We start from the raw sequence: 18,494 nt of genomic DNA on the forward strand, positions 1-18,494 counted from the left end.
CCGGTGTGCGCTGAAGCTGTCGCACCCCTCAGTCATGATCTTCTCGCAACTGCAAAGCGATTCGTCGGCGAATATGCCTGCTGATGGTTCGGTGTGTGAGGGTCAGGTGGGCATGGAGGCTGTGGACCACGGTGCGGCCTTGTGGAATATCGGGGTTCGGTTTCCTCTCTCGGTGACCTGGGTCACACGATAGTATGTTCGACGTGAAACTGGTGGTGCAGGTGAAGCTTCTGCCTACGCCTGAGCAGGCCGAGGCGCTGGAGGCGACCCTGCACCAGCTCAACCAGGCCGCCAACCAGGTCTCCCAGCTCGCCTTCCATACCAGGACCTTCCAGATCTTCGGCCTGCGCCGCCGCGTCTACGGCGAGCTGAAAGCCGCCGGGCTCGGGGCACAGCAGGCCCAGCACGTGATCAAAAAGGTGGTCGACGCCTACACGACCCTGCGGGGGCTGATCCGCAACGGCCGGCTGACGGGCGGGCGGCGGCGTCAGGCCACCTCCAAGCCGATCGCCTTCCGGGCCGAGGCCGCCCACCCGTTCGACGACCGCTGCCTGTCCTGGCTGCACGACGCCCGCACCGTGTCCATCTGGACCGTGCGCGGCCGGGTGAAGAACATCGCCTTCACCGGCTCACCCACCCAGCTCAAGACACTGGCCGCCTACCGGCGGGGCGAGTCGGATCTGCTGCTGCGTGATGGTGTCTGGTATCTGCTCGCCACCTGTGAGATCCCCCAAGCCCTGCTCAATGCTGAGCCGGTGGGGTGGATCGGGGTGGACCGGGGGATCGTCAACCTGGCCACCACCAGCGACGGCATCAACTACAGCGGTGAGAAGCTCACCCGCTACCGCCGCCGGATGGCCCGGGTGCGGGCCGAGTTGCAGGCGCGCGGCACCAAGTCCGCCCGCCGGAAGCTGAAGCGGCGCGCCAAGCGCGAGCGCCGTTTCGCCGCCCACACCAATCATGTGATCGCCAACGAGATCGTGGCCGATGCGCAGCGCACCGGACGCGGCATCGCCGTCGAGGAACTGGCGGGGATCCGCGACCGGGTACGGCTTTGGCCATCCCAGCGGGCCACGCTCTCGTCCTGGCCGTTCCACCAACTGGGCGAGTTCCTCGCGTACAAGGCACATCGCGCCGGTGTCGCCTTCGTGCACGTGGATCCGGCCTACACCTCGCAGATGTGCCCGAACCGCTGGTGCGGGCACACCGGGCGAGGAAACCGTCCCAGCAGGGACAGCTTTCGCTGTGGGTCGTGCGGGTTCGCTGGACCGGCCGACCACATCGCCGCGCTCAACGTCTCCCGACGCGCGAGCACGGTGTGGGCATTCGTCAACATGCCCAACGAACCCGCCGTGGAAAGCGGGCTCAATGCGTCCCGAGCCGGTCAGCCAGACCGGACCGCGAGGCGCAAACCCAGGGCTTCAGCCCTGGGTCGTTGACGTACGTCCCTCCGTCCCGTTGCCGTCGTAGCCGAGCAGCCGCATGGCCGTGTCCGGGTCCATCGCCGCGGCCAGGAGCTGGGCACGGGCGTGGGCCTGGTCGCGTTCGCGTTCGGCCTTGGCCTGCGCGGCGCGTACCCCCTTGATGGCCACGAGAGCGAGCCCGGCCCCCACGATCACCGCGACGACCACCACGAACAGCAGGAGCAGCAGCCCAGGCGAGGCCACGGCCGAGGCCGTCGCGTTCGGGCCGCCGCCCGCCACCGTGCCCGTGACCGCGAGCGCCGCGATGATGGACAGCGCCACCAGCCCCAGCAGGCTCGCGACGACCAGCCAGACCCGGCCCGCACGCCGGCGCCGCCCGGAAGCCGGGGCGGGCGGCGGGGCGGGAGCGTCCGTGGGCGGGCCGACCACGACGGACACAGGCGCGGGCGGGGGCGGGGACGCCGCCGCCCACGGCACGAACTCGGGCCGGTCGGACGGCTCGACGGCCCCGGCAGGGACGGCGGAAGCGGCCACCATGGGAACGACGGGCGACGCCTGGATCACCGGGGCCGGCGGCACCGTCAGCTGGACGGCGTGGCCGCCGGAACCACCGTAGGCGACCGGCTGCAGCTCCACCGGCTCCTCGGCCGGCCCGGGCAGCTCCCGCTCGATGTGGCTGTGCTCCTTGTGCGCCCTGGCCGCGTCGCGGTGGTAGTCCTCCAGCTCGTGGTAGAGCTCGTCGGAGCCGTAGATCGTGCCGTCGATGAGCGGACCTGGCTCCCTGCGGATGATCGCCACCACGTCGTCGCCGTTGAGCGTCTTGTGCGTCTCCAGCGCGTGCGCCACGCAGAGCACCTCCCTGCGGTGCTCCTCCAGCAGCTCCTGGGTCTTCTCCAGCAGCCGCACCAGGTTGAACTCGATCCGCTCCCCCAGCACGTCGGGGGTCAGGTCCTGGTCGCGCCTGGCCGGCTCCCTTTCGGTGATGCCGATGGAGCCGCCTGGGCGGGACTTGCGCATCGCCTTGCCGCCCATGATCTCCAGCTCCTGGAGTGCGGGCAGCGAGGTGACGCCGGTGCCCATCCCCCAGTACGACTCCATCATGGCGGTCAGGTACGTGGCCGAGTACAGGTCGCCGGAGACCCCGGAGGAGTTGTCCTCGCCGAAGAACATCCGCTCGCCGGCCAGCGAGGCCAGGGAGACCATGATGTCGGCCTCGTGCTCGGACTTCCACCTGGTGAACTGGTCCTCCGGCTTGATCGAGGCGACCATGCCCAGGTAGTCGGCGCCCTTCTCGATGGTGGCGATGTCGATCTCGAGGTGGAAGCGGGTCACGTACGCCACGACGGCGTGGCACGCCTCGTGCACCGCCACGGCGTGCCGCTCGCGCTCGATGTACTCGACGTCCTCGGGCGGGCCGAGCTGCTTGAGCCGCTTGGCCCGCAGCACGTCCGACCAGGTGATGACCTCGCGCCCGTCCCTGATGGCGGTGATCAGGGACTCGTTGACCAGGTCCTTGATCGTGGCGCCGGTGGCGTACGGGGTGATCGTGGCCAGCTTGTCGATCTGCTCCGGGGTCAGCTCATGCCACACCTTGTCGAAATAGCCCTGGTACGTACGGACCCGGCCTGCCTTGGACGGGTAGCCGACCTTGTAGATGCGGTCGATACGGCCCGGCCGCAGCAGCGCCTCGTCGAGGGCGTCGGGCCGGTTCGTGGCCATCATGACGAGGATGCGGTACTTGGGCGGCGGCTTGGGCCGCATGCCGAGCACCCGGCGCACGAGCCGGTTGAAGAACCCGCGCGGCTTCTTGAGCCCGGACAGCTCGGTGAGCAGGGCCTGCAGCGTGCCGGGGTCGCCGCTGTTCATCATGCCGCCGCCCATGACGAAGCGGTTGCGCCGGCCCGGCTCCTCATCGGCGCCGCGGGCGCCGCGGAAGGCCAGCATCTGGCGGGTCTCCTCGGACAGGTAGTTGAGCCCGTGGCAACCGTGGGAGCCCGACAGCCCGGAGAAGCCGCCCTGTCCGGGCGGACCCTGCTGCGCGAGCCGGCCGCGCTTGCCGAGGGAGTCGGCCTCGTCGAAGAAGACGATCACGCCGCCGTACCTGAGAGCCAGCTTGCGCAGTTTCCTGAACAGCGACTTGACCTTCAGGATGCCGATGCCCATGAACATGTTCGTGAACGCGCCCGGATCCACGAACACGTACGGCTTGCCCGTCTCGCCCGCCACGGCCTCGGCCATGAGGGTCTTGCCGGTGCCGGGCGGCCCCCACAGCAGCAGGCCGCTGGGGACGTACCCGCCGCGCCGCTCGATCTCGTCGGGGCGTTCCAGGAAGACGATGTTCTCCCGGACGCGCTCGACCACGTGGTCCTGCCCCCACACGTCCTGGAAGCGGGTCTTGATGTCGTCGGGGAAGTACGTCTCCACACCGCCCCTGGACAGGAACCAGAACAGGCCCACGAACTGGATGATGACCACGAAGAACAGGAAGACGATCTGGATCAGGAACGGCATCGCGTTCCAGAGCAGCGTCGGCGCCTGCATCACCGCCATGAACGGGCTGACGTCCAGCACCGCTCCCAGCACCAGCGCGGTCAGCACGATGAAGAAGGCGACCTTGAGTGCGCGCGAGAGGCGGTATCTCGTCCAGTCGTCGAAGCGGCGGTGCGTCCAGCGCTCGAACCCGCCGAAGACCCGGTGACTCCAGAATCGGTGGTAGGCCGACCAGTGCTCGCTGACGAAGAAGTGCAGCTGGCGCACGACCTCCACGCCGAGCAGCCAGAAGATCCACTGGTACGCGTACGCGATCGCCTGCGCGGCCTCGGGGAACGTGGCGACGCCCGCGAAGTCGGCCATCACCTTCCAGGTGAGGATGAGGTACGCGGCCACCAGGGCGATGAGGAACTTGCTCCGATCCCAGAACTGCATCTTCTTCCTGGTCACGGATTCGGGATCGGAGGGCCCGCTGCCGGGGGCACGCAGCCCTTCATGGGGAATGGTCGTGGTCAATGGTGCTCCCTCATCCAGGCAGCCGGAGCAGCTTGAACGTACTCTCGATCTTGTCGAACTCGGCGGCGCGCTTCCTGAAGCAGACGGACTGGCAGCCGATGAGCATGACGGAGACCGTGGCGCCCTTCTCGTCGAGGATGGCGGTGTGGTCGAACGTCTGGACGTCGTTGCCGATCTGGTAGTTGAAGCGGACCCGGACCCCCCTGGCGCCGTCGTCCAGGGTCAGGACCTCGTCGTTGAGGAGCTCGAAGTTCCGGAACATCGGCGGCTGACCCGTCGCCGCGGCCTGCTGCGTGTAGAGCTCACGCACCTGATCCGTCACCGGCAGCACGAAGTCGCGCAGCCTGTTCAGCGAGATCGCGTCCCGCTGCTCCTCCGTGAGCTGGTGCACGGTGGCGTAGACGAACGGATCCGTCGAGCCGAGCAGATGGTCGACCGACGGCTCCGCGGACTGGTCGAAGGCTGTCGACCAGACCCGCTGGGCCCGGACCAGCGCCGCCGCCGAGTTCGGGTGGTCGCCGGACAGATACGACTCGATGGGATCGGCGTTGAGCTGCGTGAACGAGGAGGGCACCTTGAAGTAGGTGGTGCCGGCCCTGTCACGTACGTAGTGGAAATCGGGCTGTCCGGCACACGCGGACAGCATCAGGATCGCGACCGTGACCGCGATCAAACCCCGTGCCTTTTTCACCAGGGCTTACCTCCGCTTTACGGACCAACGGAGTTGTTGTGCCCGCTTTCAGGCTGAATGAGCCCGGCGCACGGTTAAAAATCTTGACCAAATCTTGGCCGTCCATTGGCTTTACTTGTTACAGATCAATTTCGGTCATCGTGGCCGGGGCGTCGCGGTCCGTGACGGGGGATGACTACAACGTTCATGCAACCCCCATTGGTTCAACTCAGGAAGTAGCGAAAGATATGAGGATCCCTTCCGACCGCCCCGGGAGCGCGCGATGAAAGAACCGGCAATGGAGACCGTCGATTCCTTCGGGCTGACCGCGGAACGGCAGTTCGCCGATCTCTGGTCGAGGGAGGTCCTCTCGGTGAAGGAACGTCGCCTGCTCCTTCTCGGGCTGCTCGTCGGCCAGGGGCTCCACGACCAGGCGGACCTCCACCTCGACGCCGCGCTGCGGGCGGGAGAGCTCACCGAGACGGAGCTGCGCGAGGTGGTCGTCTTCCTGACGCACTACGCGGGCTGGGCCCGGGGCAGCAAGCTGAACGACCAGGTCGAAGAGCTGATCGAGCGGGTCAGGCGGGCTCGATCCGACACAGAGGGCCCCGCGGGCTGAGCGCGTACAAGTCGCCGTCGTGGCGGGACGCGCCGCCCTCGCGCACGGCGTTAGGGTTCTGGCATGCCTACCGCATTGATCACCGGACCGGCCTCCGGCATCGGCGCCGCCTTCGCCCGGCGGCTGGCCGCCGACGGCTTCTCACTCGTCCTGGTCTCCCGCGACGAGCACCGGCTCTCCGAGAGCGCCGACCAGCTCAAGCTCAGGTACGGGGTCGCCGCCGAGGTGCTGCCCGCCGACCTCGGCACCGAGGAGGGGCTGGCCAGGGTCGAGTCCAGGGTCGCCGACGGCGTCGACCTGCTGGTGAACAACGCCGGTTTCGGACACCCTGGCCGCTTCACCGAGGTGCCCGTCGAGGACGAGACGCGCATGCTCAAGGTGCACTGCGAGGCCGTGCTCAGGCTGACCCTGGCCGCGCTGCCCGGCATGCGGGAGCGCGACCGGGGCGCGATCGTCAACGTGGCGTCCGTGGCGGCGTTCTTCACACACGGCACGTACAGCGCGTCCAAGGCGTGGGTGGTGAACTTCAGCGAGTCCGCCGCGAACGAGGTGGGCAACCCGCGCATCAAGATCATGGCGCTCTGCCCCGGCTTCGTGCGGACCGAGTTCCACCAGCGGGCCTCGATGGACACGTCGGGGATCCCCGACTTCCTCTGGCTGAAGGCCGACGACGTGGTGCGGGAGGCGATGCGCGATCTGGCGCTCGGCAAGCGGGTGTCGGTGCCCGACCTGCGCTACAAGGCCATCGTGGCGCTCGGCAAGTACGTGCCGCGCAGCGTGCAGTCCCGCGTGTCGGCGAGCCTCGGCCGCTGAGGCCGTACCGGATTACCGGATCCTGCCGCGGCGGCGGCGAAGAGAACGGGCCCCCGCCGCGGGAGGGGGTCGCGGTGGGGGCCCGAGCGGCCGTGAGCTGGGCTCACGACCGGGAACGAGAAGACAGTGGCGTTTAGCGGTTGGCCTCGTGGCCGATCGCGAGGCCGCTGGCCGGGTCGAAGAAGTGCAGGTTGTGCGTGTCGACGACCAGGTCGATGTTCTGGCCGGGACGGACGTGGCTGCGGGCGTTGACGCGGGCGGTCCACAGGGACTTGTCGCCCACCAGCGGCAGCGCCGCCTCGTCGTCGTCGTTGTCCTGCGCGGCCGTGGTGTCGGCGTGCTCGACCGGCGGGGCGTCGATCAGGAACAGCACGTTGATCTCGGAGCCCAGCTCCTCGGTGACCTCCGCCTTGACCGGCAGCGTGGCCCAGCCGTTGGCGTGGTTGCCGGCGGAGGCCGCGTCCTCGAAGTCGGACGGGCGGATGCCGAGGATGATCTTCTTGCCGATGTACTGGTCGAGGCCCGGCTTCTCGGAGAAGGTCGAGTCGGGGATCGACAGCTTGATGTCGGCGAAGGTCACGGCGGCGCCGCCGTCGCGGACGAGCTCGGCGGTGACGAAGTTCATCGAGGGCGAGCCCATGAACCCGGCCACGAACAGGTTGACCGGCTTGTCGAACAGGTTCTGCGGGGTGTCGACCTGCTGGAGCAGACCGTCGCGGAGCACGCAGACGCGGTCGCCGAGGGTCATGGCCTCGACCTGGTCGTGGGTGACGTACACGGTGGTGACGCCGAGGCGCTCGTGCAGCGTGTTGAGCGAGGCGCGCATGGAGACGCGGAGCTTGGCGTCGAGGTTGGACAGCGGCTCGTCCATGAGGAAGGCCTGCGGCTCACGCACGATGGCGCGGCCCATGGCGACACGCTGGCGCTGACCACCGGAGAGGGCGGCCGGCTTGCGCTTGAGGTAGGTCTCGAGGCCGAGCATCTTGGCGGCCTCGTTGACGCGCTTGGAGATCTCCGCCTTGGGCATCTTGCGGAGCTTGAGGCCGAAGGCGAGGTTCTCCTCGACCGTCATGTGGGGGTAGAGCGCGTAGTTCTGGAAGACCATCGCGATGTCGCGGTCCTTGGGCGGCAGGTGGTTGACCACCTTGTCGCCGATGGCGATCTCGCCGCCACTGATGTCCTCGAGGCCCGCGATCATCCGGAGCGCGGTCGACTTACCGCAACCGGAGGGGCCGACCAGCACCATGAACTCGCCATCCTTGATCTCAAGGTTGAGCCCGTTCACGGCCTTTACGCCACCGGCGTAGACCTTGTCGACGTTCGTCAGAACGATGGATGCCATGACATTCCTTCGCGCTCCAGGGCGGGGGTGCCCGGATGGTATTGCCGTGACCCACTCACGTGGATACGTTTTCAAGCATCTCACCCGAAACGGACATCGGTGTCAAGGGTTACCGCGTGACCAGCCGTTGTGGATTCCGTGACTTCCCGTTTCCCGGAAACCATGATGGAATCGTTTCCATGGAGAAGCGGGCGACGATCAAGGACGTGGCCGAGGCGGCGGGTGTGGGCGTCGCGACCGTGTCCCGGGTGCTGTCGGGCGGCTCGGCCAGCCCGGCGACCAGGGATCGCGTCCTGGCCGTGGCCGCCCAGCTCGACTACCGCCCGAGCGCCCTGGGCCGTAACCTGCGCCAACGCCGCACAGGCGGCATGGGCCTGCTCGTCCCCGACCTGACGGACACCTTCTACGGCCAGCTGGCGGAGGGCGTGCTCGCCTGCGCCCGATCGGCCGGCGAGCCCGTCGTGCTCGGCTCCACGGGCGGCGACCCGGAGCAGGAGGCCGATCTGATCGGCATGCTCCTGGAGCAGAGCGTGGACCGCCTGATAGCCGTGCCGTCGGGCGACGCGGAGACCTGGGCCCCCGCGATCCGCGCGGGCATGACGGTGGTCTTCGCCGACCGCCTCCCGGTCCAGTCGTCCCACGAGGACGTCGGGGCGGCGGCCATCGCCGACCTCATGGCCCTCGACGGCCTCTCCCCCGCCCCGCAGACCCGCCCGCTGGACGTGCCCGCCGTGCTGGCGGACGACCGGGCCGGCATCCGCACGGCCGTGCGCTACCTGCGCGGGCTGGGCCACAGGCGCATCGCGTTCCTCGGCGGGCCCGGCCACGACCGCCGGGTGGCCGCGTTCAGGGAGGCGGTGGGGGCGCCCGTGGACGAGGAGCTGGTCGTGTTCGGCACCGGCAGCCGCGACTCCGCCTACGCCGCCGCCTCGGGCCTCTTCCAGACCCGCCCCGACCTGTCGGCCGTGGTCGCCGGCGGCAACGTGCTGGGGGAGGCGGCGGTGCTGGCGGCCAGGGAGCTGGACCTGCGGGTGCCGAGGGACGTGTCGCTGGTGATGTACGACGACGTGCCCTGGGCCGAGCTGTGCGCCCCTCCCCTGACGGTGATCGCCCAGCCGGGCAGGGACATGGGCTACCGGGCGGCGGAGCTCGTGCTCCGGGCGGGATCCAGGAGACCGCGCAGCGTGATCCTGCCGACGGAGCTCATCATCAGGGGCAGCTGCGGCCCGCGCCGGTAACGGCGGTCAGCGGTCGAACCACCGTCCCGCCGGGGGCGTGAGCAGCGGGATGACGACCGCCAGCGGGAAGAGCACGCGGGGCAGCAAGGCGGCCCAGCGGAGGTCGCCGTCGATCGCGACAATCGCGAGCGCGGCACCCGCCGAGACCACCTCGACGGCGACGGCGCCCCAGCGCACCAGCCTCCTCCGTGACGGCCAGCGGGAGACCAGCCAGCCCTGGAGCGCCGTGATCGCGGCCTGGAAGAGCACCATCAGCAGAATGGGTGCGGCACCCACGGAGGCGAAGACGATGGCGCCGACGAAGGCGACGCCCACGATGCCGAACGCCACCTGGAGGGTCAGGACGAACCTGGCGGCCCGCACGGTGGCCGGCATGGCGGCCGGCATGCGCTCGGCCTGGATGACATCCGCCACACGATCATTCTGCTTTACGAGACCCAGCGCCGGAACCCGCCCTCGGAGTTGATCACCTGCCCGGTGATCCAGGCCGCCTCATCCGAGGCGAGCCAGCGGACCAGCCGGGCCACCTCCTCCGGCCGCCCCCAGCGCCCCGCCGGCAGGGCCCGGCCGACGTGCCGGGTGAGCTCGGGGTCGGCCCAGCCGGTGTCGACCGGTCCCGGGTTGACGGTGTTGACGGTGATGCCCCGGCCCGCGAGCGCGTCGGCCAGGGTACGAACCGTTCCTCATATTCGCTATGAAAACCTCAAGTGCTGACATGATCCGTACGGGTTGCTGAAGTTGGGCGGCCGGAGAGTGATCCGGCAGGCATAGGCCAGGGTGCGGTGCCGCGCGGCCAAGAAGCGGTCCTTGTGGTTTGAGTGCGGATTCGGTCCCTCAATGAGCTCAGGCGAGCAAGGTGTCCGTCGGAGTTTATCGCTCAAACGTTCTATCCCAGGATGCAAACTGTTGGTAACATGACAGTCACAAATCGTGCGGAAGGCGGGGTGAGCAGAGTGCAGCACGTGCGACCCCACACATCGATGCCGCCTCCGGACAGGGAGCGGTGCATGAGCACACTCACCGCGACCGCCCCCTGCACCGCCCACACCGCAATGGTGGAAAAGACCAGCGAGATCGTCCCCCAGGAGTTGCTGGCGCGGCGGGTCGGCTGGTTGACCGGCCTGGCGCAGGATCTGACCACCCCCCTGGTCGCGGCACGGTGGTCTGCGGCGGATCTGGATGCGCTGGCGTCCGGGGTGGGGCTGGATGGGCGGGCGTTGCCAACGAAGGGCTGGATGGCCGTGCGCCGGCTGGGCTGGGGCCTGGGCCCGGGGCCGGGCGTGTACGTGTGCGATCGGGTGCTGCGATGCGTGCAGGAGCAAGCCGCTCGGATGTTGCGGCTGGCGCTGCATCGGCGCCGTCTGGTGGCGGCGATCGTGGCGACCTGGCCGGCCGACCTGCGGGCGCGGACGCATGCCGAGTGGCAGGCGCTACGCGCGCTGCTGCCGGACGGGGTGGGCGCGGCGGACATCCGTAACCGGACCCGGCAGATCCTCACCTACCGGGACGAGCATGACGCGTTCCCGGCCGACCTGACCGACCTGGAGGAACCCCCGAACGTTGCGGCGCAGATCGTGCTGGCCGCGGCCGACCGGCAACTGGCCACCCTGGAGCGCACCGGCCCCCGCAGTGCCCGCCTGCGGGTACGGCTTCCGCTCAACGAGTCTCCCGCCTCGCGCCGGGACTGGGCCTGGCACGTGCTGCCGATCACCCTGCCGCCGACCGTCCCGCCGCAGGCGACACTGTGCACGCCCACCCTGCGCGTGAAAAACGGCCGGGTGCGCCTCGATCTGCCGTTCCAGATTCCGATCGAGGTCGCGCCCGCCACCGGTCACGTGGTCGCATGTGGGTTCGACTGGGGCGTCAACACGCTCCTGACCGGTGTGACCGGACGCCTGACCGGAGGCCGGGTGCTCAGCGATGGGCGGCCGCTGGTCTACGACGCCAGCGGGGTCTCGGCCAAGCTGCACCGGCTACGGACGGAGCGCGAGCACCTGACCGCCAAACACCGCCACCAGGAACGGCTCCTGACCGGGATCACCGAAGCCGATCCCAGGTTCGCCAAGCTGAGCACGGCTTATCGGATCATCGGGGTCGAGCATGAGCGCGTGTGTGCACGTATCCGCAACCTGAACAAGGCGTTGGCCTGGTCGGCGGCACGCTGGGCGGTCGACCAGGCCGTCGCCGCCAGAGCGACGGTGATCTACCTGGAGGACCTGGCCACCTTGGAAGCGCGCGGGCGCCGGGGGAGAGCGAACGCGCGGCTGTCGGGGCAGGTGCGCGGGCAGATCGTCGAGGCGATCCGGCATCTGGCGGCCAAGCACACCATCGCCGTGGTCACCGTCCCCGCGCGTGGCACCTCCAAATGCTGTCCCCGCTGCGGGGACGGCACGTCGCTGTTGCGGCACTGCCCGGCCCCTGATCGGCTTGGCGAGCGGGGCTGGGCATGGGCCTACTGCCCCGCCTGTGGTCTTTCCTGTGACCGGGACTGGGCGGCGGCCGAGCGGATTCTCGCGCGCGGCCTGCTCGGCCAAGACGCTACCCGCACCCACCGCGCCACCGGCGCCCGCACCATCCCCACGGTGGTGGAGGGCAACGTGGCCCGCGCCCGCCCGGCCCGCAGGCCCACCAGGGCGGCCCGGCGCGCCCGCCGCACCCGAACCGACCTACATCCCCGCCCGGCCGCACGGGACAGATCCAAGAACCGTCCCACCCCCAAACGACCGGCCCGCACCACAACGAATGTGACGAACGCGGCGACCACGTCGATGACCTCCAGCCGTGTGCCCGACCGGCGCACGGTGCCCGCCCCACTCCCCGCAAGGAGTGGACAGCGTCCGGCGGGCCATGCACCCCAGCCGCAACGGCACCAGCCGTCCCGGACAGGGCATGACAGGAATTCTCACCACCGGACCGGCTTCCACCGCGCCCACGCCACCCCTGTGCTCGCACTTGCCGTGCGCAGGGGTGGCGTGGGCCAGGTTACGCTTGTCCGAGTTGCCTGACTCCTTCAGGGGACTATAGAGAATTCAAGACGCTGAGCGTCATCTGCTGGATCTCGCGCCCTTGTTGATCGCGTACGGCAGCTCGCCCGGCATCGGGGCCAGGTGCTGGCCGGAGGTGAACAGGATGACCCTCCCGCCTGGACGCCGGTCGTCGTGCTGGGCCGCGAACGCCTTCGTCAGCAGCGCACTGGCCCGGGCGTTCACCGCCCACGACAGGTCCAGCTCGGCGGCCGTCAGCTCCTCCAGCGACTGCCTGCAGCTGCGCGCGTGGTTGGCGACCAGCACGTCCACGTGCCCGAATCTGGCGACCGCCTGCTCCATCACCCACGCGGGCGCCTCCGGCTCGGCGAAATCGGCCTCGACGTGGTGCAACCGGTCGCCGACGCCGCCCAGCGACTCCAGCACGCCGTCCATGCCCGCGGGATCGCTGCCCCACGGCATCTCGGCGTCGTGCGGGGTCCACGACTGCACCAGCACTCTGGCACCGGTGGCGAGCAGCTCTTGCGCGATGGCGTACCCGATGCCGATCCGCCTGCTCACGCCGGTCACGATGGCAACCCTCGACTCCATCCGGTCATCCTCTCCGATGCCCGGTTCCGGCGTCGAAGGGTTTTGTGAGCCGGCAATACAGTGTTCTGTTGTGCTTTACGGCAGGGCGGTGGAGATCGCCGCACTCGATGACGTGATCGCCCGGGCGCTCGGCGGCAGTGGGAGCGCTCTGGTGCTGCGCGGCGAGGCGGGCGTGGGCAAGACGGCCCTGCTGGACCTGGCCGCCTCACGGGGCGGCGCCATGCGGGTGCTCAGGACCACCGGCGTGGAGCCGGAGTCGGACCTGGCGTTCGCGGCGCTGCACCAGCTGCTGCGGCCGGTGATGGGCTTGCTGGACACGCTGCCGGAGCCGCAGCGCGACGCCGTGCGCGGCGCGCTCGGGCTGGCGGCGTCCGGCGACCGGTTCCTGCTGGCGGCCGGGGTGCTGTCGCTGCTGGCCGAGGCGGCGGTGCCGGACGGGCTGATCTGCGTGGTCGACGACTTCCAGTGGGTGGACCGGGCGTCGGCCGACGCGCTGCTGTTCGCGGCCAGGCGGCTGGGCACCGAGCGCGTCGCGATGCTGCTCGCCGTACGCGGGGACGCGCCGGTGAAGGGGCTGCCGTCGGTGACCGTCGGCGGCCTGGACGACGCCGCCGCCGCCGAGCTCCTTTCGGCGCGGACCACGACGGACGGCGACGCCAGGCGGGAAAAGGATGGCGACGCCAGGCGGGAAAAGGACGGCGGCTTCGGGCGGGAACAAGACGGCGGCGCGGTTTCTGAGCGGGTGCGGCGCGACCTCGTCGTGCTGACCGGGGGCAACCCGCTGGCCCTGCGCGAGACGGTCGGGCGGCTGACGCCCGGACAGCTCGCCGGGCGCGAGCCGCTCCCCGACCCGCTGCCCGGCGGGAGGCAGCTCTTCGGCGAGCAGGTGGCCGCGCTGTCCGCCCCGGCACGGCTGCTGGCCCTCGTGGCCGCCGTCGAAGGCGACCTCGATCTCGTGCTCCGCGCCGCCGACCGGCTGGGCGCGAGCCGGGCGGCGCTGGACGAGCTGGAGGCCGCCGGACTGGCGACGGCCTCGGGCGGGCACGTACGTTTCCGCCACCCCCTCGTCCGGTCGGCGGTGTACGAGAGCGCGGCCCCCGCCGCCCGCCGGGAGGCGCACGCGGCCCTGGCGGAGCTGACGGACGGCGACCGCCGGGCCAGGCACCTGGCCGAGGCCGCCCTCGGCCCTGACGAGGCCGTCGCCGCCGCGCTGGCCGAGAGCGCGGCGCGGGCCCGCGACCGCGGAGGCTACGGCGACGCCGCCACCGCCCTCGCCAGGGCCGCCGAGCTCACCCCCTCGCCTCTCACCCGAGCCGGACGCCTCAAGGACGCCGCCGTGAACGCCTGGCTCGGAGGCCGGCCCGGCCAGGCGGAGTCCCTGCTGGCCGAGGCGCGCGAGCACGCGGGCTCGAACGCCGCGCTGTCGATGGAGCTGGCCCAGCTGCGAGGACGGTTCGAGCTCAACTCCGGGGACGCCGCCGAGGCCGTGCGGATCCTGCGGTCGGGCGAGAGCCTGAGCATGCTGGCCGACGCGGCGGAGGCGGCCTCGTACGTGGGTGACACGGCGGCCATCGTGGAGATCGGGCGGCAGGCGGCGGCGTTCCCCGAGGGGTTCCTGCGCGACGTGGTCGTGGGCATCGGCGCGATGCTCGACGGCGCCGGCGGGCACGACCTGCTCAGACGGGCGCTCGGGCAGGTGGCGGAGCTGGGCGAGCCGGCGGAGCTCATGTGGGCGTCGGCGGCGGCCAGCTCCCTGGGCGAGGCCGACCTGTCGGCCGAGCTGGTCGAGCGGGCCGGGCGGCTGGCCAGGATGTCGGGGATGGTGGGCCAGCTTCCCGTGGTGCTGGAGTTCGTGGCCACGGCGGAGCGGCTGGCCGGGCGGCTCGCCGAGAGCCAGGCGATCGCGGAGGAGGGGCTCGAGCTGGCCCGCGAGGCCGGATACACCAACACGGCGGCGGCGCACCTGGCCAACCTCGCCGCCGTGGCGGCGCTGCGCGGCGAGGAGGAGTCCTGCCGCCGGTACGCCCGGGACGCGCTGGCCATCGCCATCCCCCACCGGGTGGGCCTGCGCGCCGGGGTGGCCTCGTACGCGCTGGCCATGCTCGATCTGGGCCTGGGCCGCTACACCGCGGCGCACGAGCGCTTCACCGCGATCGTGGCCGCCGGTCCCGGGGCCGGAAATCCGACGGTGGTGTGGCGTTCGACGCCCGACCGCATCGAGGCCGCCGTGGGGGCGGGCGATCGGGAGGCGGCGCGGGCGGCGCTGGAGGCGTACGAGCGCTGGTCGGCGCACGCGGGCACGCCGGAGTCACGTGCGCTCCTCGCCCGCTGCCGCGCGCTGGTGGCGGCCGACGACGCCGGCGACGGGCCGTCGGCCACCTTCGAGGAGGCGCTGCGACTGCACGTCAACCCTTTCGAGTCGGCCAGGACCGGGCTGCTGCTGGGCGAGCGGCTGCGCCGGGCGCAGCGGCCTGGAGAGGCGCGCAGGCACCTGCGGGCGGCGTACGAGACGTTCCAGGGGGCGGGCGCGGAGCCGTGGGCGCGGCGGGCTCGGGGCGAGCTGCGGGCGGCGGGCGAGAGCGCGCAGGCCCCGCGCAACGCCGCGCTCGACGCGCTGACGCCCCAGGAGCTGCGGATCGCGGGCCTGGTCGCGGACGGCCTGTCCAGCAAGGAGATCGCCGCCCAGCTCTTCCTCAGCCCCCGTACGGTCGAATACCACCTGTACAAGATCTATCCGAAGCTCGGCATCGGCACCCGTACTGAACTGGCGCGCCTGGTAGTTCTACGGAAGGCACCGGTAACTCCCCAGGACATGCTTTGAGCATGCAACCGAACATCTGGAGTGAAGAGTTCGGCGCCGCGACCGATGGTCGCGGTGGAGCGGCCGGAGCGCGTGCGGACGCTCACCGTCGTCGGCTCGTCGCCGCTCGGCGGCGGTGAGGGCGGAGTGATCATGCGGACCGGATCCCCCGGGCGCGGCTGCTCATGGTGGCGGGCATGGGGCGCACCCTCCCGCCGGAGGTGCACGAGGAACTGGCCGAGGCCGTCCTCGCGCACACGGCGGACCAGCCCGTACGGTGAGGCTTCAGAGCAGTTTCTCGATGGCCGACGTGATCGCCGGGTCGTCCGGCGTGGTGCGGGGACGGAAGCGCGCCACGGCCCTTCCGTCCCGGTCCACGAGGAATTTCTCGAAGTTCCACTGGACGTCGCCCGCCTCGCCCTGCTCGTCGGGCGTCCGCGTCAGCTCGGCGTAGAGCGGGTGCCGGTCCGGGCCGTTGACGTCGGCCTTCTCCAGCAGCGGGAAGTCCACCCCGTACGTGGTGGAGCAGAACTCCTGGATCTCCTCGGCCGTGCCCGGCTCCTGGCCGGCGAACTGGTTGCACGGCATGCCGATCACCGTGAAGCCGCGGGGGCCGTACTGCTCCTGGAGCTGGACCAGAGCGCTGTACTGCGGGGTCAGGCCGCATCGCGAGGCCACGTTGACGACGAGCACGGCCTTGCCGGCCGCCAGCTCCCCCAAGGTGGTGGGGGCGTCGTCGAGGGTGCGGAGCTGGATGTCACTGAGGCTCATGTCCCGACCCTACAGAAGGACGTCCGAGCCGCGGGCCGCCGCCCTGGCGCTACGCAGCGTGACCGTGTACCCGCTGTTCGCGCTTGCGCAAACCCCATATTTCGTCGCGCCTTTCGGCAAGCGCGGCCCAGGTGCGGGGCGGGGCGGGCAAGGGCGAGGCCGCGAGAGAGGTTTTTGCCGGCAACGATCACGCAAACACCTCTCCACCGCGTGTCGAGATGTATGACCAGCGGTGACGGTCCGTAATAGGAATCGTGCTAGAGGACACGTCGCGGCGCCCTCCGGGCCGCCCAGCATGATCGGGCGGTTACGGATTCCCGGGGGGCCGCGCGGACCCTCCGCGCCCGAGCCACGGACGCGGACCGGCAAGGGCGCCGCTGGGAATGCGGGCCTGTCCGCACGCGACCCGATAGCTAGGATCGACTTGGACAGCAAACGCGCCCTCAGTGGCACACTCATCTTCGTCACCACGTTCACCGCGATCAACGTGATCGACACCCCGGCGGCCTGGGCCAAGCGCCCGCCCGTGGTCAGGACCAAGACGTGGACGACATCGGCAAAGCCCAAGATCCCGGTGGCGATGCCCAACAGGAACAAGAGGATCGCGCTGGACCAGGTGGTCCAGCGATCGTGGAACCTTCAGGAGTTCCGCTGCCTGGACAACCTGTGGACCAGGGAGAGCGGCTGGAACCACCACGCATACAACCGCTCGTCCGGCGCGTACGGCATCCCGCAGGCACTGCCCGGGGGCAAGATGCGGGGCGCCGGCAGCGACTGGAAGTCCAACCCGGAGACGCAGATCCGGTGGGGACTCGCCTACATCAAGGGGAGGTACGGCAGGCCTTGCGGCGCCTGGGGACATTGGAGATCGCACAACTGGTACTGAGCACGATGACCGGAGGGCAACCGGGGCGAACGTCCGCCGGTTGCCCTCCCTCTTTGCGCTGAGGCCGAATCTGCTTGACGGCCGCCCGGAGTCCTGGGCGAGGATGGCGCTGTGCCGATCACCAACTGGCTCGCCATCGCCGGCCTTCTCCTCTGGCTGGGATACGAGATCGCACTACGCCGCCGCACTGACGCCCCGAGCGGCGGCGACACCGACCGGGGCAGCACGCTGCTGTTGGTCGCCGCGTACAACCTGGCCATCGTGCTGATCATCGTGCTGGGCCTGGCGGGTGTCGGAAGCCTGCCCGTCGCAGCGCGCTGGATCGGCGTCGCGATGACGGCGGCCGGGCTCGGGCTACGTGCCTGGGGCATGAGCACGCTCGGCGCGTACTACACCCGCACCCTGCGCGTGACCGGCGATCAGCGGGTGGTCACCGCGGGGCCGTACCGGCTCATCCGCCACCCCGGCTACGCCGGCAGCCTCCTGATCTGGACGGGCTTCTGCGTGGGCAGCGGCAACTGGATCGTCTTCGCCGCCGTCGCCGCACTCATGCTGGCCGCCTACGGCTGGCGGATCAGCTCGGAGGAGCGGCTGCTGATCGACACCTTCGGCGACGAGTACACCGCCTACCAGCGCCGCACCGCCAGGCTCGTACCGTTCGTGTATTGAGGGCCGCTACCGCGTGCCCTCCCGGCGCGCCGCGTGCACCGAGATCGCCTGGATCAGCAGCTCGAGCCCGAACTCGAACTCCGCCTCGTGGTCGCACTGGTCCAGCAGCGGCGCCAGCGAGCTGACCTCGGGGAAGAGCGCCGGATCGACGCTCTCGGCCTTGACCAGACGGTTGTGGACAGGCGCGAACGTGGGCGTCACCCCGACCTCCCGCAGCAGCGAGCCCACGATGTACGCGATGAACATCCGCAGCATCCTGACCGCGTCGGCCCCGTCGAACCCGGCGCTGCGCAGCGTCGCGAGCGCCCGCTCGACCGGCAGCAGCCCGGCCGTGGAGTGGAGCTGGCGGCTGACCACGAGCATGGTGGAGCGCGGGTGGTCGTGCGCGATCTGCCGGAACGCCCGCGCCTGCGTGCGCACCCGATCGGTCCAGTGGGCGTCGGGGTCGTCGGTGAACTCGATCTCGCTCAGCACCGCCTCGGCCACCCCGTTGAGCAGGGCGTCCTTGTTGGGCACGTGGTTGTAGAGGGACATCACGCCGACGCCGAGCTCGGCCGCGATGCGCCGCATGGAGACCGCGTCGGCGCCCTCGCGTTCGATGAGGTCGATGGCCGCGGCGACGATGCGGCCCCGCGACAGTGGCTCCGTGGGCATGGTCCATTGTATTGACTCACGTACGGC

16 protein-coding genes are annotated in these 18,494 nt (G+C 70.5%); 8 read left to right on the forward strand and 8 right to left on the reverse strand.

Features of this window, described 5'->3' with window-relative positions; translation table 11 throughout:
• Positions 1 to 194 precede the first annotated feature (194 nt).
• Positions 195 to 1,439 carry a transposase gene (locus tag AB0J64_RS00345; RefSeq protein WP_364018426.1) on the forward strand — a complete coding sequence of 415 codons (1,245 nt, stop codon included), beginning with the start codon at positions 195 to 197 and terminating at the stop codon, positions 1,437 to 1,439.
• On the opposite strand, the gene AB0J64_RS00350 is transcribed toward AB0J64_RS00345, so the two are convergent.
• Both AB0J64_RS00350 and AB0J64_RS00355 read right to left on the reverse strand, forming a co-directional pair.
• Entirely contained in the window at positions 1,422 to 4,430 is a 3,009-nt protein-coding gene (locus AB0J64_RS00350) for an AAA family ATPase (RefSeq protein WP_364018428.1), read from the reverse strand. The genes AB0J64_RS00345 and AB0J64_RS00350 overlap by 18 nt on opposite strands.
• A 10-nt stretch (positions 4,431 to 4,440) precedes the next feature.
• Positions 4,441 to 5,121, reverse strand: a complete 681-nt coding sequence (locus AB0J64_RS00355) for a hypothetical protein (protein ID WP_364018430.1) — start codon at positions 5,119 to 5,121, stop codon at positions 4,441 to 4,443.
• A gap of 262 nt (positions 5,122 to 5,383) precedes the next feature.
• On the opposite strand from AB0J64_RS00355, the gene AB0J64_RS00360 reads away from it, so the two are divergent.
• Both AB0J64_RS00360 and AB0J64_RS00365 read left to right on the forward strand, forming a co-directional pair.
• Complete coding sequence (locus AB0J64_RS00360) at positions 5,384 to 5,719, forward strand: carboxymuconolactone decarboxylase family protein (RefSeq protein WP_364018432.1); 336 nt, start codon at positions 5,384 to 5,386, stop codon at positions 5,717 to 5,719.
• A 63-nt stretch (positions 5,720 to 5,782) separates the two neighbouring features.
• Positions 5,783 to 6,532 (forward strand): SDR family oxidoreductase, encoded by a 750-nt coding sequence (locus AB0J64_RS00365; RefSeq protein WP_364018434.1) that lies wholly within the window; start codon positions 5,783 to 5,785, stop codon positions 6,530 to 6,532.
• Positions 6,533 to 6,665: 133 nt separating this feature from the next.
• Here AB0J64_RS00365 and ugpC read toward each other — a convergent pair whose 3' ends face one another.
• Positions 6,666 to 7,874, reverse strand: a complete 1,209-nt coding sequence (gene ugpC / locus AB0J64_RS00370) for a sn-glycerol-3-phosphate ABC transporter ATP-binding protein UgpC (RefSeq protein WP_345002654.1) — start codon at positions 7,872 to 7,874, stop codon at positions 6,666 to 6,668.
• A 179-nt stretch (positions 7,875 to 8,053) separates the two neighbouring features.
• Here ugpC and AB0J64_RS00375 point away from each other — a divergent pair, with 179 nt between their 5' ends.
• Positions 8,054 to 9,112 (forward strand): LacI family DNA-binding transcriptional regulator, encoded by a 1,059-nt coding sequence (locus AB0J64_RS00375; RefSeq protein ID WP_364018437.1) that lies wholly within the window; start codon positions 8,054 to 8,056, stop codon positions 9,110 to 9,112.
• 6 nt (positions 9,113 to 9,118) lie between these two features.
• Here AB0J64_RS00375 and AB0J64_RS00380 read toward each other — a convergent pair whose 3' ends face one another.
• Positions 9,119 to 9,526, reverse strand: coding sequence for a hypothetical protein (locus AB0J64_RS00380; protein ID WP_364018439.1), 408 nt, complete (start codon positions 9,524 to 9,526; stop codon positions 9,119 to 9,121).
• A 14-nt stretch (positions 9,527 to 9,540) separates the two neighbouring features.
• The gene (locus AB0J64_RS00385) at positions 9,541 to 9,780 is read right to left on the reverse strand and encodes an SDR family oxidoreductase (protein WP_364019172.1); all 240 of its coding nucleotides are present in this window, start codon (positions 9,778 to 9,780) and stop codon (positions 9,541 to 9,543) included.
• A 339-nt stretch (positions 9,781 to 10,119) separates the two neighbouring features.
• Between AB0J64_RS00385 and AB0J64_RS00390 the strand changes: the two genes are divergently transcribed.
• Positions 10,120 to 12,117 (forward strand): transposase, encoded by a 1,998-nt coding sequence (locus AB0J64_RS00390; protein ID WP_364018441.1) that lies wholly within the window; start codon positions 10,120 to 10,122, stop codon positions 12,115 to 12,117.
• A gap of 39 nt (positions 12,118 to 12,156) precedes the next feature.
• Here the strand turns inward: AB0J64_RS00390 and AB0J64_RS00395 are convergent, their stop codons facing one another.
• Positions 12,157 to 12,687, reverse strand: a complete 531-nt coding sequence (locus tag AB0J64_RS00395) for an SDR family NAD(P)-dependent oxidoreductase (protein WP_364018443.1) — start codon at positions 12,685 to 12,687, stop codon at positions 12,157 to 12,159.
• Positions 12,688 to 12,757: 70 nt separating this feature from the next.
• Here AB0J64_RS00395 and AB0J64_RS00400 point away from each other — a divergent pair, with 70 nt between their 5' ends.
• Positions 12,758 to 15,508 (forward strand): AAA family ATPase, encoded by a 2,751-nt coding sequence (locus AB0J64_RS00400; protein WP_364018445.1) that lies wholly within the window; start codon positions 12,758 to 12,760, stop codon positions 15,506 to 15,508.
• A gap of 264 nt (positions 15,509 to 15,772) precedes the next feature.
• On the opposite strand, the gene AB0J64_RS00405 is transcribed toward AB0J64_RS00400, so the two are convergent.
• A complete protein-coding gene (locus AB0J64_RS00405; protein WP_364018447.1) occupies positions 15,773 to 16,258 on the reverse strand; it encodes a glutathione peroxidase in 486 nt (161 codons plus the stop codon).
• 424 nt (positions 16,259 to 16,682) lie between these two features.
• On the opposite strand from AB0J64_RS00405, the gene AB0J64_RS00410 reads away from it, so the two are divergent.
• Positions 16,683 to 17,144, forward strand: coding sequence for a lytic transglycosylase domain-containing protein (locus AB0J64_RS00410; protein ID WP_345002647.1), 462 nt, complete (start codon positions 16,683 to 16,685; stop codon positions 17,142 to 17,144).
• A 111-nt stretch (positions 17,145 to 17,255) separates the two neighbouring features.
• On the forward strand, positions 17,256 to 17,813 hold the full coding sequence (locus tag AB0J64_RS00415) for an isoprenylcysteine carboxylmethyltransferase family protein (RefSeq protein WP_364018449.1): 558 nt from the start codon (positions 17,256 to 17,258) through the stop codon (positions 17,811 to 17,813).
• A 6-nt stretch (positions 17,814 to 17,819) separates the two neighbouring features.
• On the opposite strand, the gene AB0J64_RS00420 is transcribed toward AB0J64_RS00415, so the two are convergent.
• A complete protein-coding gene (locus tag AB0J64_RS00420; RefSeq protein WP_364018451.1) occupies positions 17,820 to 18,467 on the reverse strand; it encodes a TetR/AcrR family transcriptional regulator C-terminal domain-containing protein in 648 nt (215 codons plus the stop codon).
• Positions 18,468 to 18,494 lie beyond the last annotated feature (27 nt).

This window comes from Nonomuraea sp. NPDC049695, from assembly GCF_040674955.1.
GTDB classification, from domain to species: domain Bacteria; phylum Actinomycetota; class Actinomycetes; order Streptosporangiales; family Streptosporangiaceae; genus Nonomuraea; species Nonomuraea helvata.